The sequence below is a fragment of the Microbacterium gallinarum genome (assembly GCF_014837165.1).
Classification (GTDB): domain Bacteria; phylum Actinomycetota; class Actinomycetes; order Actinomycetales; family Microbacteriaceae; genus Microbacterium; species Microbacterium gallinarum.
Genome location: NZ_JACSPM010000001.1, coordinates 812,489 through 827,796, shown reverse-complemented (window position 1 = coordinate 827,796; position 15,308 = coordinate 812,489). Strand labels below are relative to the sequence as shown.

Annotated in this window: 14 protein-coding genes; 9 read left to right on the top strand and 5 right to left on the bottom strand. The window is 71.0% G+C overall.

What is annotated here, in order from left to right; genetic code table 11:
- Window positions 1-38: 38 nt before the first annotated feature.
- Window positions 39-1,610, bottom strand: a complete 1,572-nt coding sequence (locus H9622_RS03755; RefSeq protein WP_318247018.1) for a molybdopterin-dependent oxidoreductase — start codon at window positions 1,608-1,610, stop codon at window positions 39-41.
- 83 nt (window positions 1,611-1,693) lie between these two features.
- On the opposite strand from H9622_RS03755, the gene H9622_RS03750 reads away from it, so the two are divergent.
- From H9622_RS03750 to H9622_RS03740, 3 genes are read left to right on the top strand one after another with little or no spacing between them, the layout of a single operon-like run.
- Window positions 1,694-3,370 (top strand): circularly permuted type 2 ATP-grasp protein, encoded by a 1,677-nt coding sequence (locus H9622_RS03750; protein WP_191764347.1) that lies wholly within the window; start codon window positions 1,694-1,696, stop codon window positions 3,368-3,370.
- On the top strand, window positions 3,364-4,296 hold the full coding sequence (locus H9622_RS03745; RefSeq protein ID WP_191764345.1) for an alpha-E domain-containing protein: 933 nt from the start codon (window positions 3,364-3,366) through the stop codon (window positions 4,294-4,296). Before H9622_RS03750 ends, H9622_RS03745 begins: the two co-directional genes overlap by 7 nt.
- Complete coding sequence (locus H9622_RS03740; protein WP_191764343.1) at window positions 4,293-5,138, top strand: transglutaminase family protein; 846 nt, start codon at window positions 4,293-4,295, stop codon at window positions 5,136-5,138. Before H9622_RS03745 ends, H9622_RS03740 begins: the two co-directional genes overlap by 4 nt.
- Window positions 5,139-5,289: 151 nt before the next feature.
- Here the strand turns inward: H9622_RS03740 and H9622_RS03735 are convergent, their stop codons facing one another.
- The gene (locus H9622_RS03735; protein ID WP_191764341.1) at window positions 5,290-5,436 is read right to left on the bottom strand and encodes a hypothetical protein; all 147 of its coding nucleotides are present in this window, start codon (window positions 5,434-5,436) and stop codon (window positions 5,290-5,292) included.
- A 70-nt stretch (window positions 5,437-5,506) separates the two neighbouring features.
- The gene (locus H9622_RS03730; protein WP_191764340.1) at window positions 5,507-6,328 is read right to left on the bottom strand and encodes an alpha/beta hydrolase fold domain-containing protein; all 822 of its coding nucleotides are present in this window, start codon (window positions 6,326-6,328) and stop codon (window positions 5,507-5,509) included.
- A gap of 127 nt (window positions 6,329-6,455) precedes the next feature.
- Between H9622_RS03730 and H9622_RS03725 the strand changes: the two genes are divergently transcribed.
- Complete coding sequence (locus H9622_RS03725; protein ID WP_191764338.1) at window positions 6,456-7,700, top strand: D-arabinono-1,4-lactone oxidase; 1,245 nt, start codon at window positions 6,456-6,458, stop codon at window positions 7,698-7,700.
- Between the two features lie 30 nt (window positions 7,701-7,730).
- Here H9622_RS03725 and H9622_RS03720 read toward each other — a convergent pair whose 3' ends face one another.
- Both H9622_RS03720 and H9622_RS03715 read right to left on the bottom strand, forming a co-directional pair.
- Window positions 7,731-9,080, bottom strand: a complete 1,350-nt coding sequence (locus H9622_RS03720; protein WP_191765598.1) for an MFS transporter — start codon at window positions 9,078-9,080, stop codon at window positions 7,731-7,733.
- Between the two features lie 5 nt (window positions 9,081-9,085).
- Complete coding sequence (locus tag H9622_RS03715) at window positions 9,086-9,550, bottom strand: MarR family winged helix-turn-helix transcriptional regulator (protein WP_191764336.1); 465 nt, start codon at window positions 9,548-9,550, stop codon at window positions 9,086-9,088.
- A gap of 93 nt (window positions 9,551-9,643) precedes the next feature.
- Between H9622_RS03715 and H9622_RS03710 the strand changes: the two genes are divergently transcribed.
- From H9622_RS03710 to H9622_RS03690, 5 genes are all read left to right on the top strand, one after another.
- A complete protein-coding gene (locus H9622_RS03710) occupies window positions 9,644-10,495 on the top strand; it encodes an alpha/beta hydrolase (RefSeq protein ID WP_191764334.1) in 852 nt (283 codons plus the stop codon).
- Window positions 10,496-10,654: 159 nt separating this feature from the next.
- Complete coding sequence (locus tag H9622_RS03705) at window positions 10,655-12,253, top strand: glycoside hydrolase family 6 protein (RefSeq protein ID WP_191764332.1); 1,599 nt, start codon at window positions 10,655-10,657, stop codon at window positions 12,251-12,253.
- An 84-nt stretch (window positions 12,254-12,337) separates the two neighbouring features.
- Complete coding sequence (locus tag H9622_RS03700) at window positions 12,338-13,387, top strand: lipoate--protein ligase family protein (protein ID WP_191764329.1); 1,050 nt, start codon at window positions 12,338-12,340, stop codon at window positions 13,385-13,387.
- Window positions 13,388-13,412: 25 nt separating this feature from the next.
- Complete coding sequence (locus tag H9622_RS03695) at window positions 13,413-14,306, top strand: DNA-methyltransferase (RefSeq protein ID WP_191764327.1); 894 nt, start codon at window positions 13,413-13,415, stop codon at window positions 14,304-14,306.
- Window positions 14,307-14,315: 9 nt separating this feature from the next.
- Window positions 14,316-15,302, top strand: a complete 987-nt coding sequence (locus H9622_RS03690) for an LLM class F420-dependent oxidoreductase (RefSeq protein WP_191764325.1) — start codon at window positions 14,316-14,318, stop codon at window positions 15,300-15,302.
- Window positions 15,303-15,308: the final 6 nt, after the last annotated feature.

Here is a 15,308-nt window from a genome sequence, read left to right as displayed (position 1 = left end):
GAATGCTACCGCCCGGTGCCCTCCGGTCAAGGCCGAGCTCACTCGAACACGGTGATGAACCGCTCGTGCCACCCGCTCGCGCCGTTCGGTGCCGGGCGCGCCCGCTCCGAGGTCTGCACCTCGCCGTCGCGATTCGTCGCGCGGCACCGCAGGAGGTGGTCGCCCGCCTCGGCCTTCCACGGAAGACTCCACTGCACCCACGTGTCGTCGGAGACGGCCGCAGCCAGCTCAGCCGGCCGCCAGTCGCCGTCGTCGATCTGCACCTCGACGGCCTCTATGCCGACTCCCTGCTGCCAGGCGACACCGGCGATAACGGTGTCGCCGGCCTTGAGGCCCTGCGCCCTCCGGGGAACGTCGATGCGGGATTGCAGCTTGATGGGCCCGCGCTCCGACCAGCCCCGCGGCGTCCAGTAGGCCTCGTCGGCCGCGAACGTCGTCACCTTGAGTTCGGTGATCCACTTGGTCGCCGAGACGTAGCCGTAGAGGCCCGGCACGACCATCCGCACCGGGAACCCGTGGTCGGCAGGCAGCGGCTCGCCGTTCATCCCGACGGCGAGGATCGCGTTGCGGTCATCGGTGAGCGCTTCGAGGGGAGTGGATGCCGTGAACCCGTCGATCGACCGCGACAGCACCATGTCCGCCCCCGGCGCCGGTCGTGCGCGGGCGAGCAGTTCGCGCACCGGATAGCCGAGCCACAGGGCGTTGCCGATGAGCGATCCGCCCACCTCGTTCGACACGCACGCCAGGGTCGTGAAGCTCTCCTCGAGAGGAAGCCCCAGCAGCTCGTCCCACGTGAGCACGACCTCCTCGGCGACCATCCCGTGGATGCGCAGCGACCACTCCGCCGGGTCGACGCGAGGCACGACGAGCGCGGTGTCGATCCGGTAGAACTCGTCGTTGGGGGTGATCACCGGCGCGAGGCCGGGGATGTCGAGCTCCGCCGTCGCCGGCACAGGCGGAGCCTTCGCCGCCGGGGTCGGCAGGACGACGGCCTTGATGGCGGTGAGCGCCGCGTCCGTCGCGCGCATCGCGCTCGCGGCGACGGCCGCGAGGATGCCCGCGGCCGCAGCTCCCGCCGACCATGCCAGGAAGCTGCGGCGGCTCGGGGCGCTCTCCGGTCGTGTGCCGGGTGGTGCGGGGTCGGTGAGCGGGGCGTCGTCGGGGCGCAGCCGCCGGATCAGCCACCACAGGGCGATCGCGCCGACCGCCCCTGCGAACGCGGACGGCAGCCACGACAGCGCGCCGGCGTCCGGACGTGTCATCGCGACGACGGCGCCCACCGTGCCGAACGCCAGCACCACGACGCGGCCCCATGGTGGACGCCGCGCTTCGAGCCAGCCCGCGAGCGCGGCGAGCGCGAGCACCACGAGTGCGATGCCGACGAGCAGCGCGATCTTGTCGGCGGTGCCGAACAGAGCGATCGCGGTGTCCTTCGCCCACGGCGGAGCCAGGTCGATGAGCGTGCCGCCCACCGCCACGAACGGGCCTGAGGCGGGTGCGATGAGTGCGGCCAGCAGTTCTCCGAGCCCGGCGCCGAACGCGACGGCACCCACTCCCGCCACCCACGTGAGGGGAGACGGGATGCCGCGTTCCCCGCGCGACTTCGCCACGGTGCCAGCGTACGGCCGTCGGCGGCGATCGGGGTCGTGGGAGCGAAACACGTCGGCAACACCGCCGCGACTAGGCTTTCCGCATGGGCGATCTCTTCGACGGCTACGGCTCCACTCTGGCGCCGCGCAAGACGGCCTCCGGAGTCCCCGCGTACGACGAGATGTTCGGGAGTCCGGCTCACCCGGGTGCGCTCGCGGAGTCCCGCGAGGCCTACCGCGAGCTGTACCAGGCGCTGGCGCAGATGACGCAGGACGAGCTGCGCGGGCGCACCGATTCGCTGGCCAGCTCGTACCTCGCGCAGGGAGTCACGTTCGACTTCGCGGGCGAGGAGCGGCCGTTCCCCCTCGACGCCGTTCCCCGCGTCATCACCTATGACGAGTGGTCGCGGATCGAGGCCGGCGTGAAGCAGCGCGTCAAGGCGCTCGAGGCGTTCCTCGACGACGCGTACGGCCGCCAGCACTGCGTGCGCGACGAGGTGCTGCCCGCCGGGCTCATCGCGTCGTCGCAGTACTTCTACCGTCAGGCCGCGGGCATCCACTCGGCGAACGGCGTGCGCATCCAGGTCTCGGGCATCGACCTCATCCGCGACGAGCACGGCGAGATGCGCGTGCTCGAAGACAACGTGCGCGTGCCGTCGGGCGTCAGCTACGTCATCTCGAATCGTCGCGTCATGGCCCAGACCCTGCCCGAGTTGTTCGTGTCGATGCGCGTCCGGCCCGTCGGCGACTACCCGAACAAGCTGCTCGCCGCGCTGCGCGCCTCGGCTCCGGCGGGCATCGAAGACCCGAACGTCGTCGTGCTCACTCCGGGTGTCTACAACTCGGCCTACTTCGAGCACACGCTGCTCGCGCGGCTCATGGGCGTCGAGCTCGTCGAGGGCCGCGACCTGCTGTGCGTCGGCGGCAAGGTCTTCATGCGCACGACCCGGGGTCCGAAGCGCGTCGACGTGATCTACCGCCGCGTCGACGACGAGTTCCTCGACCCGCTGCAGTTCCGCGCCGACTCCATGCTCGGCGCTCCGGGACTCATGCTGGCCGCACGTCTGGGCAACGTCACGATCGCCAACGCGGTCGGCAACGGCGTCGCCGACGACAAGCTGCTCTATACGTACGTGCCCGACCTCATCCGCTACTACCTCGCCGAAGAGCCGATCCTCAAGAACGTCGACACCTGGCGCCTCGAAGACCCGAACGCGCTCGAAGAGGTGCTCGACCGCCTCGACGAGCTCGTGGTCAAGCCGGTCGACGGGTCGGGCGGCAAGGGACTCGTGGTGGGCCCGGACGCCTCGCCCGCCGAGCTCGAGAAGCTCCGGCAGCGCCTGCTCGCAGACCCTCGCGGCTGGATCGCCCAGCCGGTGGTCATGCTCTCGACGATCCCGACGCTGGTCGAGGACGGCATGCGCCCGCGGCACGCCGACCTGCGGCCCTTCGCCGTGAACGACGGCGAAGACGTCTGGGTCCTGCCGGGCGGGCTCACGCGCGTGGCCCTCCCCGAGGGCCAGCTCGTCGTGAACTCGAGCCAGGGCGGCGGATCGAAGGACACCTGGGTCATCGGCGGCTCGGCCCCCTCGCACGTCGAGTACGGGCAGGGCAACGGCGTCTCCGGCCTCGTGGCCGACCAGGCCGCCACGATCACCGCGGCGATCCCGATCATCTACGACGGCCAGCCCGAGCCGACGCACTCGCCGCAGGACCGGCCGCGCTCCCGCTCGGAGCAGCAGGAGCAGCAGCAGCAGGCGAGCATGGAGCAGTCATGCTGAGCCGCATCGCAGAGTCCTTGTTCTGGATCGGGCGGTACATCGAGCGCAGCGACGGCACCGCGCGGATCCTCGACGTGCACCTCCAGCTGCTGCTCGAGGATCCGTGGATCGATGAGGACACCGCGTGCCGGTCGCTGCTGAGCGTCATGGGCTCGTCGCCGCCGGACGGAGTGGAGCATGTGCGGCGGGAAGACGTGCTCGCCCGCCTCGCCGTCGACCGCATGAACCCGTCGAGCATCGCCTACGCGCTGACGGCGTCGCGCGAGAACGCCCGCCGTGCGCGCGAGATCGTGTCGACCGAGCTGTGGGAGACGCTCAACACCACCAACGCGCGCATGCCCCGCCGGCTGCAGACCGACAAGGTGCACGAGTTCTTCCAGTGGGTGCGCGAGCGCGCGGCGCTCGCCGTGGGAATCGTCGACTCGTCGACGAGCCGGGATGAGGCGTGGCAGTTCTTCACGCTCGGCCGCAGCATCGAGCGCACCGACATGACGGCGCGTCTCCTCGCGACGAGGTCGCTGACCGAGGCATCCGGTCCCTCCTGGACCACCATCCTGCGATCGTGCGGCGCCTACGAGGCGTACCTGCGCACCTACCGCGGCATGCCGAGCGCCCGCAACGCCGCCGAATTCCTGCTGCTCGACCGGCTCTTCCCGCGGTCGATCATCTACTCGATCCAGCGCGCCGAGGAGTGCATGAGCGCCATCGACCCCCGCGCCGACCGCGTCGGCCACTCCAACACCGTGCTGCGCGCGCTCGGCCAGATCCGAAACGACCTCGAGTACCGGCCCGTCGGCGAGATCCTCGGTGAGCTGCCCCAGCACATGGACCGCGTGCAGAAGGTGACGCGCGAAGCGTCGGAGGCCATCCGGGGCCGGTTCTTCCCGACGCAGGCCGAGCCGAGCTGGATCGGGGAGATCTCATGAAGCGGCTCAGAATCGAGCACCAGACGGGCTTCAGCTACCAGGGTGACGTGTCGGCCTCGTACAACGAGGCCCGCATGCTGCCCGGCTCGACCGACAGCCAGTTCGTCCTCAACTCGTCGCTCGACATCGAGCCGTCGACGTCGGTGAACCAGTACGTCGACTACTTCGGAACGCGCGTCGCCGCGTTCGATGTGTTGTCGCCGCACTCCGCGCTGACGATCACCGCCAAGTCGCTCGTCGAGGTGCGCCCGCGCCCGCTCGAGCACGTCGACGTGACGTGGCACGGCCTCGCACGCGAGTCGGCGCGCTCGATCGAGACGGTCGAGCAGATGACGCAGACCGGCCGCACGCGCCCGCACCCCGAGGTCGCGGAGCTCGCGCGCTCGATCGCCTCCGGCCACGACCACCCGGGACGGGCCGCGCACGCGATCGCCACCGGGATCGGCGACGCCGTCGAGTACATGCACGGCATCACCGGCGTGCACTCCACGGCGCACGAGGCGTGGGAGGCGCGCAAGGGCGTCTGCCAGGACATCGCGCACATCACCCTCGGCGCGCTCCGCGAGGTCGGCATCCCCGCGCGATACGTGTCGGGCTACCTGCACCCGCGCCCGTCCGCCGACGTCGGCGTCGCGGTGACCGGCGAGTCCCACGCGTGGATCGAGTGGTTCGCGGGGGAATGGCAGGGCTTCGACCCGACCAACAACATCGAGATCGGCGACCGCCACGTGCTGGTGGGCCGCGGTCGCGACTACGGCGATGTGCCGCCCCTGCGCGGCGTCTACGCCGGCCCGTTCAAGAGCCACCTGCACGTGAAGGTGACAATCACCCGCGAAGCGTAGTCTCCCCCGTCCCATTCCTCACCGTCCCTCTCCCCACCCGGTTGAGTGTCCACGGATGACGGGTTCGACACCCCTCGAACCCCTCATCCGTGGACATTGAACGATCGGGGCTGGGCGCCGGAGCGACAGGTGGGCGCCGGGGGCGCCGGGATCAGGCGGGCGGGGCGTCGGGGTCCAGCGTCTTCAGGGTGTCCTCTTCGACCGGATTGTCGGCATCCAGCTGCTCCTCGGTCGTCTCGTCGCCGCCGACCGGTGCGTCCTGGTCTACGGGTTCGTCTTCGGCTCGGCGCTCGTCCATGCCCCCACGCTAGGCCCGACGGCCGCGAGCGGGACGGGGGTTGACGAACGCCGATGCGCGGGGGACGCGTTCAGAGCCCGGAGACCTCCGCTCGCGGGCTGAGGGAGCGCAGGCGTGCCGCGATGACGGCGAGGGAGTGGGATGCTGCCGGGTCGAGCGGGTCGTTGAGGTGACCGTGCGTCGTGCCGGGCTCGAACGTGACCTCGACGTCGCGACCTGCGGCCGCGAGGGTGGCGGCGAACACCTCCCCCGAGACCCGGAGCTCGTCGACCTCGCTGTTGATCATGAGCGTCGGGGGGAAGTCGGCCAGGTCGGCCGGTTCCGCGCGCCCAGGGACGGCGGCGAGGGGCGCGTCATCCACGGGGGCGCCGAGGAAGTCCTCGTACATCCGCCGCACGGCGTCGGGTCCGAAGTGGTCGGCTGCGGGGTCGGCGTCGAGCGCCGCGCGCAGTGCCGCGTCGGGCGCGGGCTGCACCGCAAGGAGAGTCGGATAGGCGAGCACGACGAGTGCGGGGGGAACCGGATGCCCGCTCTCGATCATGCGCAGAGTGGCGCCGGCGGCGAGGTTGGCCCCCGCGCTTCCGCCGCCGATCGCCAAGCGCGTGCGATCGAGCCGCAGCCGGTCGGCGTTGCCGGCCACCCACGTCCACGCGGTGATGACGTCGTCGGAGGGGGCGGGGTAGCGGCATCCCTCACCGGCCAAGCGGTAGTCGACCGAGACGACGGTCGTTCCCGCGGCGGCGAGTTCGCGGCCCACCCTGTCGGCTTCCGGCATGTCGATGCTGCCGCCGACGAATCCGCCGCCGTGGGCCCACACGAGGCCCGCGCCGTGCGGAGCGCGGGCGGGGTACACACGGACGAGGCCGTCGGCGGCGGGGTAGTGGTCGGCCATGGCGGGCTCGATTCTCTCGGCGGGCGCGCCTGTATCGTGTCACGCATCCCCGGTCCCCACGAGAAGGAACCTGATCCATGCCGGTCTTCCGCCCTGTGCCCGCGCCGCGCGTGATGCGACGACGACCATGACGCGCAACTGGGCGGGCACCTACGCCTACACCGCGCCGCGGATCGTTCCGGTGTGGAGCGAAGCCGATGTGCTGCGCGAGCTCGCCGGCACCGAAGGCCGAGTGCACGCCCTCGGCACCCGGCACTCCTTCACCGACCTGCCCGACACGACGGGCACGCTGCTCGACCTCGCAGGGCTCGAGGGCGGCTTCGCGCTGGGCGACGGCACCGTCCGGGTCGCTGCGGGAACCCGCTACGGCGTGCTCGCCGCCTGGCTCGAGGAGCGCGGTCTCGCCCTGCACAACCTCGGCTCGCTGCCGCACATCTCGGTCGCCGGAGCCACGGCCACCGGCACCCACGGGTCGGGCGACCGCAACGGGGTGCTGACCACAGCGGTGCGCGGCATCCGGTTCGCCGATGCCGACGGAGAGGTGCGCGAGGTCCGGCGCGGCGACGCCGACTTCGACGCGCTCGCGGTGGGGCTGGGCGCCTACGGCGTGATGCTGTCGGTCGACATCGAGACGCAGCCGTCGTACCGCATGCGGCAGGACGTCTATCGCGGAGTGTCGTGGGATGCCGCGCTCGCCGCCCTGGACGCGGTCACCGGCGCCGGCTACAGCGTCTCGGTGTTCACCCGGTGGGAGGAGGAGTCGATCGGGTGGGTGTGGGTGAAGTCCCGCATAGACTCCGACGACCAGCCCGTACCGGCCGACCTGCTCGACGGCGTGCTCGATGTCGACGCCGAGCCGCTCGGCGAACTCGCGGACGTCACCGAGCTGCGGGGAGTCCCCGGTCCGTGGATGCTGCGGCTTCCGCACTTCCGCCTCGACGGCACGCCCTCGTTCGGCGACGAGATCCAGAGCGAGTACTTCGTCGCCCGCGAGCACGCGCCCGGCGCCCTGCGGGCCGTGCGGGACCTCGGCGATGCCATCCGTCCGCTGCTGTTCGTGAGCGAGCTGCGCACGGCGGCGGCCGACGAGCTGTGGCTGAGTCCGGCGTCGGGGCAGGATGTCGTGGCGATCCACTTCACCTGGCGCAACGACCCGGCCGGAGTCGCGACCGTGCTGCCGCGCATCGAGGAGTCACTGCGCATGTTCGGTGCGCGTCCGCACTGGGGCAAGCGCCACGGGTTCGACCGCGCGGCGATCGAGCGCGTGCACCCGAGGCTGGCCGATGCCCGCGCGGTGTACGAGCGACTCGACCCGCGGGGGCGCTTCTTGAACGTCCACCTCGAGCGCGTGGGCGTGCGCGAGGAGCGCTGAGGTCACCCGCGCCGCCGCGGAGTGTGGTGCTCAGCTCGCGCGGCGGTCGCGCAGCAGGTCGGCGTCGGTGGGAACGCGCACGGGCGTGGTCGAGGCGACCTCGTCGCTGAACTCCTCGGGCGCGGGCTGCACCACCGAGAGCGGACGCGTCTCATCGATCGTGAGCCGGAAGCGGCGCTCCTCGTGCCGGTGCAGGCGCCCCGACACGACCAGCCAGGTCGCGCCGATCGCGAACGCGACGATGGCGGCGCCGGCTCCGAGCAGGATCGCCTGGCGGGGGCCGAACTCGGCGGCCACCCAGCCGACGATCGGCGCGCCGATCGGGGTGCCGCCCATGAGGATCGCCATGTACAGCGCGAGCACGCGGCCCCGCAGCGCAGGGTCGGTGGTCGTCTGGACGTAGCCGTTGGCGGTCGTCAGCATCGTCACCACAGCGAAGCCGGTGAACATGAGCGTGACGGCATATGCCCAGTACGAGGGCATGAACGCCGAGACGGCTGCGGCGCCCGCGAAGAGCAGGGTGCCTCCGATGACGACGCGGATGCGGGCTCGATCGCGCCGTGCGGCCATGAGGGCGCCCGCCAGCGAGCCGACCGCGAGGATCGAGCTGAGCAGACCGTAGCCGTCGGCCTCCTGGCCGAACTCGAGCGCCATGGTCGAGGCGAAGATCGGGAAGTTCATGCCGAACGCGCCCACCAGGAACACCATGGCGAACGTCACGAGGAGGTCGGGGCGACGGGCGACGTAGCGAAACCCGTCCGCCAGCCGCGACGCCCCGGTCGCCTTCACACGCGGCACGAGCTCGTCGGTGCGGATGAGCAGAAGCGCGACGATCATGCCGAGGAAGGTGATGCCGTTGACCAGGAACACCCAGCCGGTGCCGACCGCGACGATCACGACACCCGCGACGGCGGGGCCGATCATCCGCGCGCCGTTGAACGAGGCGGCATTCAGCGCGACGGCGTTGGAGGCGATCTCGCGCGACACGAGGTCGGAGACGAACGCCTGACGCGCGGGGTTGTCGAACGCGGCGATCACGCCGAGCCCGAGCGCGAACGCGTACATGAGCGGCAGTGTCATCAGGCCGAGCAGCAGCAGGATGCCGATCACGACGCCGACGAGCAGCAGGAGGCTCTGCGTCACGACGAGCAGCTTGCGGCGGTCGAACCTGTCGGCGACGAAGCCGGTCACTCCGACGAGCAGCAGCGGGGGAGCGAACTGCAGCGCCATCGTGACGCCCATCGCGGCGGCGTCGTTGGCGGTGAGCTCGGTCAGCACCACCCAGCTGAGGGCGGTCGCCTGCATCCACGCGCCCACGTTCGAGACGAGGGCGCCGATGAACCAGACGCGGTAGTTGAAGATCGAGAAGGATCGGAACATGGCGCTCACAGAGCGACCATCCGCTGCATGACCTCAGCCGCCTTCGCGAGCGTTTCCCGTTCCTCGGACGAGAGCTGGTCGAGCGCCGCCTCGACCCACGCATCGCGCCGGCGGGCGGTCTCGTCCACGACGGCACGGCCGGTGTCGGTCAGCGAGATCACGACCTTGCGTCCGTCGTTCTCGTCTGCGGAGCGCAGGACGTAGTCCGATTCCTGCAGGCAGTTGACGGTGCGGTTCATCGACGGGGCGGACACGCGCTCGCGCTCGGCCAGCTCGCCGAGCGTGTGCGGGCCGTGCACCCAGAGTGCGGCGAGCACGGCGAACTGCCCATCGCTCATCGAGTCGACCGCGCGCTGCGTGCGCATGCGGCGGGCGAGACGGAAGGTCGCGATACGGAGCGCGGAGGCCGCCGCGGAATGGTCGTCGGGTGGCTCTGTCGCTGTCGTCGAAGTCGTGGTGTCAGTGCTCATGCGTTTATTTAGCATAGCTCATTAGTCTTGCTAAACAAATTCCGGATGCCTCGGCCCGGGGCGGCGGCATCCGCGTCTCCTAGACTTCTCCGCATGCCCGAGTTCACCGATGCGCACGGCATCGCGATCTTCTACGACGTCCATCCCGCGAAGACCGAGCCCCGGGCGGTCGTGCAGCTCCTGCACGGTGTCGGGGAGCACGCCGGCCGCTACGGCACGCTGATCGAGGCGCTCACGGGCGACGGGTATGCGGTGTGGGCCGCCGACCATCGCGGCCACGGCCGCACCGGCATGACCCAGCACGGCGGCGATGTCGCGCGCCTCGGACACCTCGGCCCCGGGGGGCTGCGTGGCGCACTCGCCACGATGTGGCAGTTCACCGAGCTGATCCGCGCCGAGAACCCCGACCTTCCGCTCGTGCTGCTGGGGCACTCCGGCGGTTCGGTGCTCGCGCAGATGCTGGTGAACGCGCATGCCGACGCGTACGACGGCATGGTGCTGACGGGTTCGGCGCTGCGCATGCCGGGGTCGATCCACGCGAGCGGGCTCAACAAGCCCTGGGACGGCCCGGGGGCGATGGGCACGGAGTGGCTGGCGAGCGACCTGTCGGTCGGGCGGGCGTTCCTCGACGATCCGCTCACCACCACCGAAGAGCCGATCAAGCTCATCGGCGTGCTCGACTCGCTGCGGATGTACGGTCTGCCCCGCCGAAACCTCGGTCGCGACATCCCGCTCCTCCTCATGGTGGGCCGCGACGACACGGTCGGTGGGCCGCGCAGCGTGCACAGGCTCGCCGACGCCTACCGCACGCGGTCGGGGCTCACCGACGTGACGACGCTCGTCTATCCCGACACGCGCCACGAGGTCTTCAACGATGTGACGCAGGAGGACGTCCGGGCCGACCTGCGCGCGTGGCTCGATCAGCGGTTCCCGGTGCGCGTCTGAGGTCTGATCGCAGCCGCGCCCGTTGACGCGCGAGGCCGCGGTGCGTCATCCTGTCACCAATGACTGCCGTGGGAGCGCTCCCACGCATCCACGGCAGTCGGGCCGCGTCGCCGATGTCGCGCGCCTTGGTCGACGATGACCTCGAGAGGAATACCTCCCATGTCCCACTCATCCCCCCGCTCGCCACGACGGAGGGCTGTCGCGCTCGGCGCGGCCGCAGCCCTCGTCGCCGGACTCGCGGTCCCCTTCGCCGCAGCTCCCGCGGGAGCCGCCGACGGCGGGCTCCCCGGCTCGGAGCTCTTCCTGAATCCGTGGAGCACGACGCTCGAAGCCGCGCAGTCGCTGCACGGCCAGGCGCGCGCCGACGCCCAGCTGCTCGGGTCGATTCCCTCGGCCGACTGGTTCACAGACGGCACCCCTGCCGAGGTCGAGGCCGCTGTCGACGACGTCGTGAGCGCTGCAGCCGCGAAGGGGCAGATGCCGGTGCTCGTGGCGTACTACCTGCCGTTCCGTGACTGCGCCCAGTACTCCGCGGGCGGCGCGCTCGACACGGCCGGGTACCAGGCGTGGATCGACGGCTTCGCGGCGGGCATCGGCGACCGGCCGGCGACGGTGATCCTCGAGCCCGACGGCCTCGGCATCATCCCGCACTACACGACCCTCGACGGCATGCTCGAGTGGTGCCGGCCTGCCGAGGTGTCCGCCGAGACGGCCGCCGCCGACCGCTACACGCAGCTGAACTACGCCGTCGACACGCTCGGCGGGCTCGCGAGCACGTCGGTCTACCTCGACGGCACCGGCTCGAGCTGGCTCAACGTCGGCGAGATCTCGGACCGCCTGATCAAGGGCGGCGTGCAGCGCGCGGACGGGTTCTTCCTGAACGCCTCGAACTACCAGTTCACGACGAACTCGACCTATTTCGGCCGCTGGATCTCGTCGTGCATCGCCTACGTCACCGAGGTGAACCCGGGCGACTTCGGCTCGTGCGGCAACCAGTACTGGAACGGCGGCCCGGCGACGGAATGGAACGGCGCGACGATGTCGCCCTACGGCGAGTGGGGACCGGGCAACGCCGACCTCACCTTGAACGTGGACGGCGTGGAGTCGCGCTACGACCTCATCCTCGGCGGCGTCGAGCCGACCACGCGCTTCGTCGTCGACACCAGCCGCAACGGGCTCGGCCCCTGGGACTACCCCGACGGCGTCTACCCCGAGCATGAGGACTGGTGCAACCCGCCCGACCGCGGACTCGGCCTGCGGCCCACGACCGAGACGGGGGTCGCGCTCGTCGACGCCTACCTGTGGATCAAGGTTCCCGGCGAGTCCGACGGCAAGTGCTACCGCGGCACGGGCGGTCCGCTCGACCCTGAGCGCGGCATGGAGGACCCCGCCGCCGGTCAATGGTTCGTCGAACAGGCGCGGGAGCTGATCGCCCTCGCGAACCCGCCGATCGCTCCGCTCGACTGCCACGTCAAGGTCGTCGGCACGAAGATCGGCAAGGGCTTCATCGCCGCTCTGACGGTGCGCAACAACGGGACCTCGACCCTCGACCCCTGGACCCTCACGTGGTCGTTCGACGGCACGCAGAAGGTCGTCAGGGTCGTCGGCGGTGACGCGGAGCAGGACGGTGCGAACGTCGCCGTCGAGGGCGCGCGGTCGCTGCGGCCCGGCAAGACGGCGGCGCTCGCGGTGACGGGCACCGGTCCGGCGGTCGAGCCGTGGCAGTTCCACCTCAACGGGAAGGCCTGCACCTCCTGAGAACAGACGGCGGCGCCGGGATGCTTCCACCCGGCGCCGCCGCCTCCCTGAGGCTCGGGGCCGCAGCCCCAATAGGCTGAACCCATGCACGGCGAATACAAGGTGCCCGGAGGCAAGCTGGTCGTCGTCGACCTCGAGGAACGCGACGGCCGCATCGCCGACTTCCACCTCGCCGGCGACTTCTTCCTCGAGCCCGACTCCGCCCTCGACGACATCGACGCCGCGGTCAACGGCCTGCCGGTCGAGGCCGACGTCACGACGATCGCCGGCGCGGTGCGCTCGGCCCTCCCCGAAGGTGCGCAGCTGCTCGGCTTCACCCCCGAGGCTGTCGGCACCGCGGTGCGCCGCGCGCTGGTGACGGCCCCCGGCTGGCGCGACTTCGACTGGGAGATCGTGCACGAGAAGCCCGTGTCGCCGCGCATGAACCTCGCGCTCGACGAGGTGCTCACCGGCCGCGTCGGCGACGGACGCCGTCGCCCGACGCTGCGGCTGTGGGAGTGGGACGAGTCGGCCGTCGTGATCGGGTCGTTCCAGTCGCTGCGCAACGAGGTGGATCCCGAGGGCGCCGAGCGGCACGGGTTCGACGTCGTGCGCCGCATCTCGGGCGGGGGCGCGATGCTCATGGCCGCGAACTCCATCGTCACGTACTCGCTGTACGTGCCGGCATCCCTCGTCGCCGGACTCACCTTCGCCGATTCGTACGCCTTCCTCGACGACTGGGTGCTGCAGGCGCTGCGCTCGCTCGGGATCGAGGCCACCTATCAGCCGCTCAACGACATCGCGTCGCCGCAGGGCAAGATCGGCGGAGCGGCGCAGAAGCGCCTGGCGAACGGCGGCGTGCTGCACCACGCGACGCTGAGCTACGACATGGACGGCCGGATGATGACCGAGGTGCTGCGCATCGGCCGAGAGAAGCTCAGCGACAAGGGCACGACGTCGGCCGCGAAGCGCGTCGACCCGCTGCGCCGCCAGACCGGGCTGCCGCGCGAGGCGATCATCGAGCGCTTCAAGGAGACGTTCGCGAAGCTGTACGGCGCCGTTCCGGGAAATATCACCGAAGAGGAATACGCCGAGGCCGAGGCGCTCGTCGAGTCGAAGTTCGCCACCGACGCCTGGCTGCGCCGGGTGCCGTGACGCACCCGACCGAAGCAGCGCGACCATGAGCGCGCCCGCGACCGGGGCCGAGGCATCCGGAGCCGTCGAGATCCACGTGGGAGACAACCTCGACGTCATCCGCGGGTTCGCCGACGGATCGTTCACGCTGGTGTACCTCGACCCCCCGTTCAACACCGGGCGCACGCAGGAGCGCGTGACCGAGACGGCGCGCGCGCCGCGTGACGACCGTGCCGCCGACGCGGTCGTGCGCCGCGGCTTCCACGGTCGCGAGTACGAGCGGCTGCGCGGAGACCTGCGCGCGTACGGCGACCGATTCGACGACTATTGGGGCTTCCTCGAGCCGCGGCTCATCGAGGCGTGGCGGCTGCTCGCCGACGACGGAACGCTGTACCTGCACCTCGACTACCGCGAGGCGCACTACGCCAAGGTGCTGCTCGACGCGCTCGTCGGGCGCGACAAGTTCCTCAACGAGCTCATCTGGGCCTACGACTACGGCGCGAAGACGCGGAAGCGGTGGCCGACCAAGCACGACACGATCCTCGTGTACGTGAAGGATCCCGACCGGTACTGGTTCGACTCCGAGGCCGTCGACCGCGAGCCGTACATGGCGCCCGGGCTCGTCACGCCCGAGAAGGCCGCGCGCGGAAAGCTCCCGACCGACGTGTGGTGGCACACGATCGTGCCGACGACCGGGCGGGAGAAGACGGGCTACCCGACGCAGAAGCCCGAAGGCGTGCTGCGCCGCATCGTGCAGGCGTCGTCGCGCCCCGGCGACCGCGTGCTGGACTTCTTCGCGGGCAGCGGCACGACCGGTGCCGTGGCTTCCGCGCTCGGACGCGACGCGGTGCTCGTCGACGACAATCCCGACGCGATCGCCGTGATGATGCAGCGGATGCCGCAGGCCGCGGTCGTGCGCCACGGAGGGTCGCCCTCGTAGGCTGGACCAATGCGCTTCGGAACCTTCATCCCCCAGGGCTGGCGATTCGACCTCGTCGGCATCGACCCCGCCGACCAGTGGCGGGTGATGGCGACCCTCGCCCAGCTCGCGGATGACGGCCCATGGGAGTCGCTGTGGGTCTACGACCACTTCCACACCACGCCGGTCGCCTCGGAGGAGGCGACCCATGAGGCCTGGACGCTCATGGCCGCGTTCGCCGCATCGACCAGCCGCATCCGGCTCGGGCAGATGTGCACGTGCATGGCGTACCGCAACCCCGCATACCTCGCGAAGGTCGCGGCGACCGTCGACGTCGTCTCGGGCGGTCGCACCGAGATGGGCATCGGCGGCGGCTGGTACGAGCACGAGTGGCGGGCGTACGGGTACGGCTTCCCCGAGGTGAAGGACCGGCTCGGGATGCTGCGCGAAGGCGTGGACATCATGACCCAGGCCTGGACCACCGGGTCGGCCACGCTCGACGGCAAGCACTACCAGGTCGACGGGGCGATCGTCCGGCCACTGCCGCTGCAGGAGGGCGGGATCCCGCTGTGGGTCGCCGGCGGCGGTGAGAAGGTCACGCTCAAGATCGCCGCGAAGTACGCGGCGTACACGAACTTCAACGGGACGCTGGACGTGTGGGACCGCAAGAGCGAGATCCTGCGCGGGCACTGCGAGGCGATCGGCCGGGACTTCGGCTCGATCACCCGGTCCGCCAACTTCAACACCATCGTCGGCGAGACCGAGGCCGAGGCATCCGACCGGCTCGCCGATGTCAAGGCGCGGTTGCTGCCGCACGTTGGCCAGGAGCGCGCCGACGCCATCGAGGCCGAGTACCGCTCCTCGCCCGCATTCGGCACGGTCGAACAGGTCGCCGAGCGGCTCGCCGAGCGCGAGCGCCACGGCCTCGGCTACGCGATCCACTACTTCCCCGAGGCGGCCTACGACCGCTCGGGTGTGCAGCTCTTCGAGCGCGAGGTGGTCGGCGCCCTGGCCTGACCCCTG

Bases quoted from the DNA above. Each gene is read 5' to 3' on its own strand.
- H9622_RS03750 (WP_191764347.1), top strand. From the start codon at position 1,694: ATGGGCGATCTCTTCGACGGCTACGGCTCCACTCTGGCGCCGCGCAAG.
- H9622_RS03745 (WP_191764345.1), top strand. From the start codon at position 3,364: ATGCTGAGCCGCATCGCAGAGTCCTTGTTCTGGATCGGGCGGTACATC.
- H9622_RS03740 (WP_191764343.1), top strand. From the start codon at position 4,293: ATGAAGCGGCTCAGAATCGAGCACCAGACGGGCTTCAGCTACCAGGGT.
- H9622_RS03735 (WP_191764341.1), bottom strand. From the start codon at position 5,436: ATGGACGAGCGCCGAGCCGAAGACGAACCCGTAGACCAGGACGCACCG.
- H9622_RS03730 (WP_191764340.1), bottom strand. From the start codon at position 6,328: ATGGCCGACCACTACCCCGCCGCCGACGGCCTCGTCCGTGTGTACCCC.
- H9622_RS03725 (WP_191764338.1), top strand. From the start codon at position 6,456: ATGACGCGCAACTGGGCGGGCACCTACGCCTACACCGCGCCGCGGATC.
- H9622_RS03720 (WP_191765598.1), bottom strand. From the start codon at position 9,080: ATGTTCCGATCCTTCTCGATCTTCAACTACCGCGTCTGGTTCATCGGC.
- H9622_RS03715 (WP_191764336.1), bottom strand. From the start codon at position 9,550: ATGAGCACTGACACCACGACTTCGACGACAGCGACAGAGCCACCCGAC.
- H9622_RS03710 (WP_191764334.1), top strand. From the start codon at position 9,644: ATGCCCGAGTTCACCGATGCGCACGGCATCGCGATCTTCTACGACGTC.
- H9622_RS03705 (WP_191764332.1), top strand. From the start codon at position 10,655: ATGTCCCACTCATCCCCCCGCTCGCCACGACGGAGGGCTGTCGCGCTC.
- H9622_RS03700 (WP_191764329.1), top strand. From the start codon at position 12,338: ATGCACGGCGAATACAAGGTGCCCGGAGGCAAGCTGGTCGTCGTCGAC.
- H9622_RS03695 (WP_191764327.1), top strand. From the start codon at position 13,413: ATGAGCGCGCCCGCGACCGGGGCCGAGGCATCCGGAGCCGTCGAGATC.
- H9622_RS03690 (WP_191764325.1), top strand. From the start codon at position 14,316: ATGCGCTTCGGAACCTTCATCCCCCAGGGCTGGCGATTCGACCTCGTC.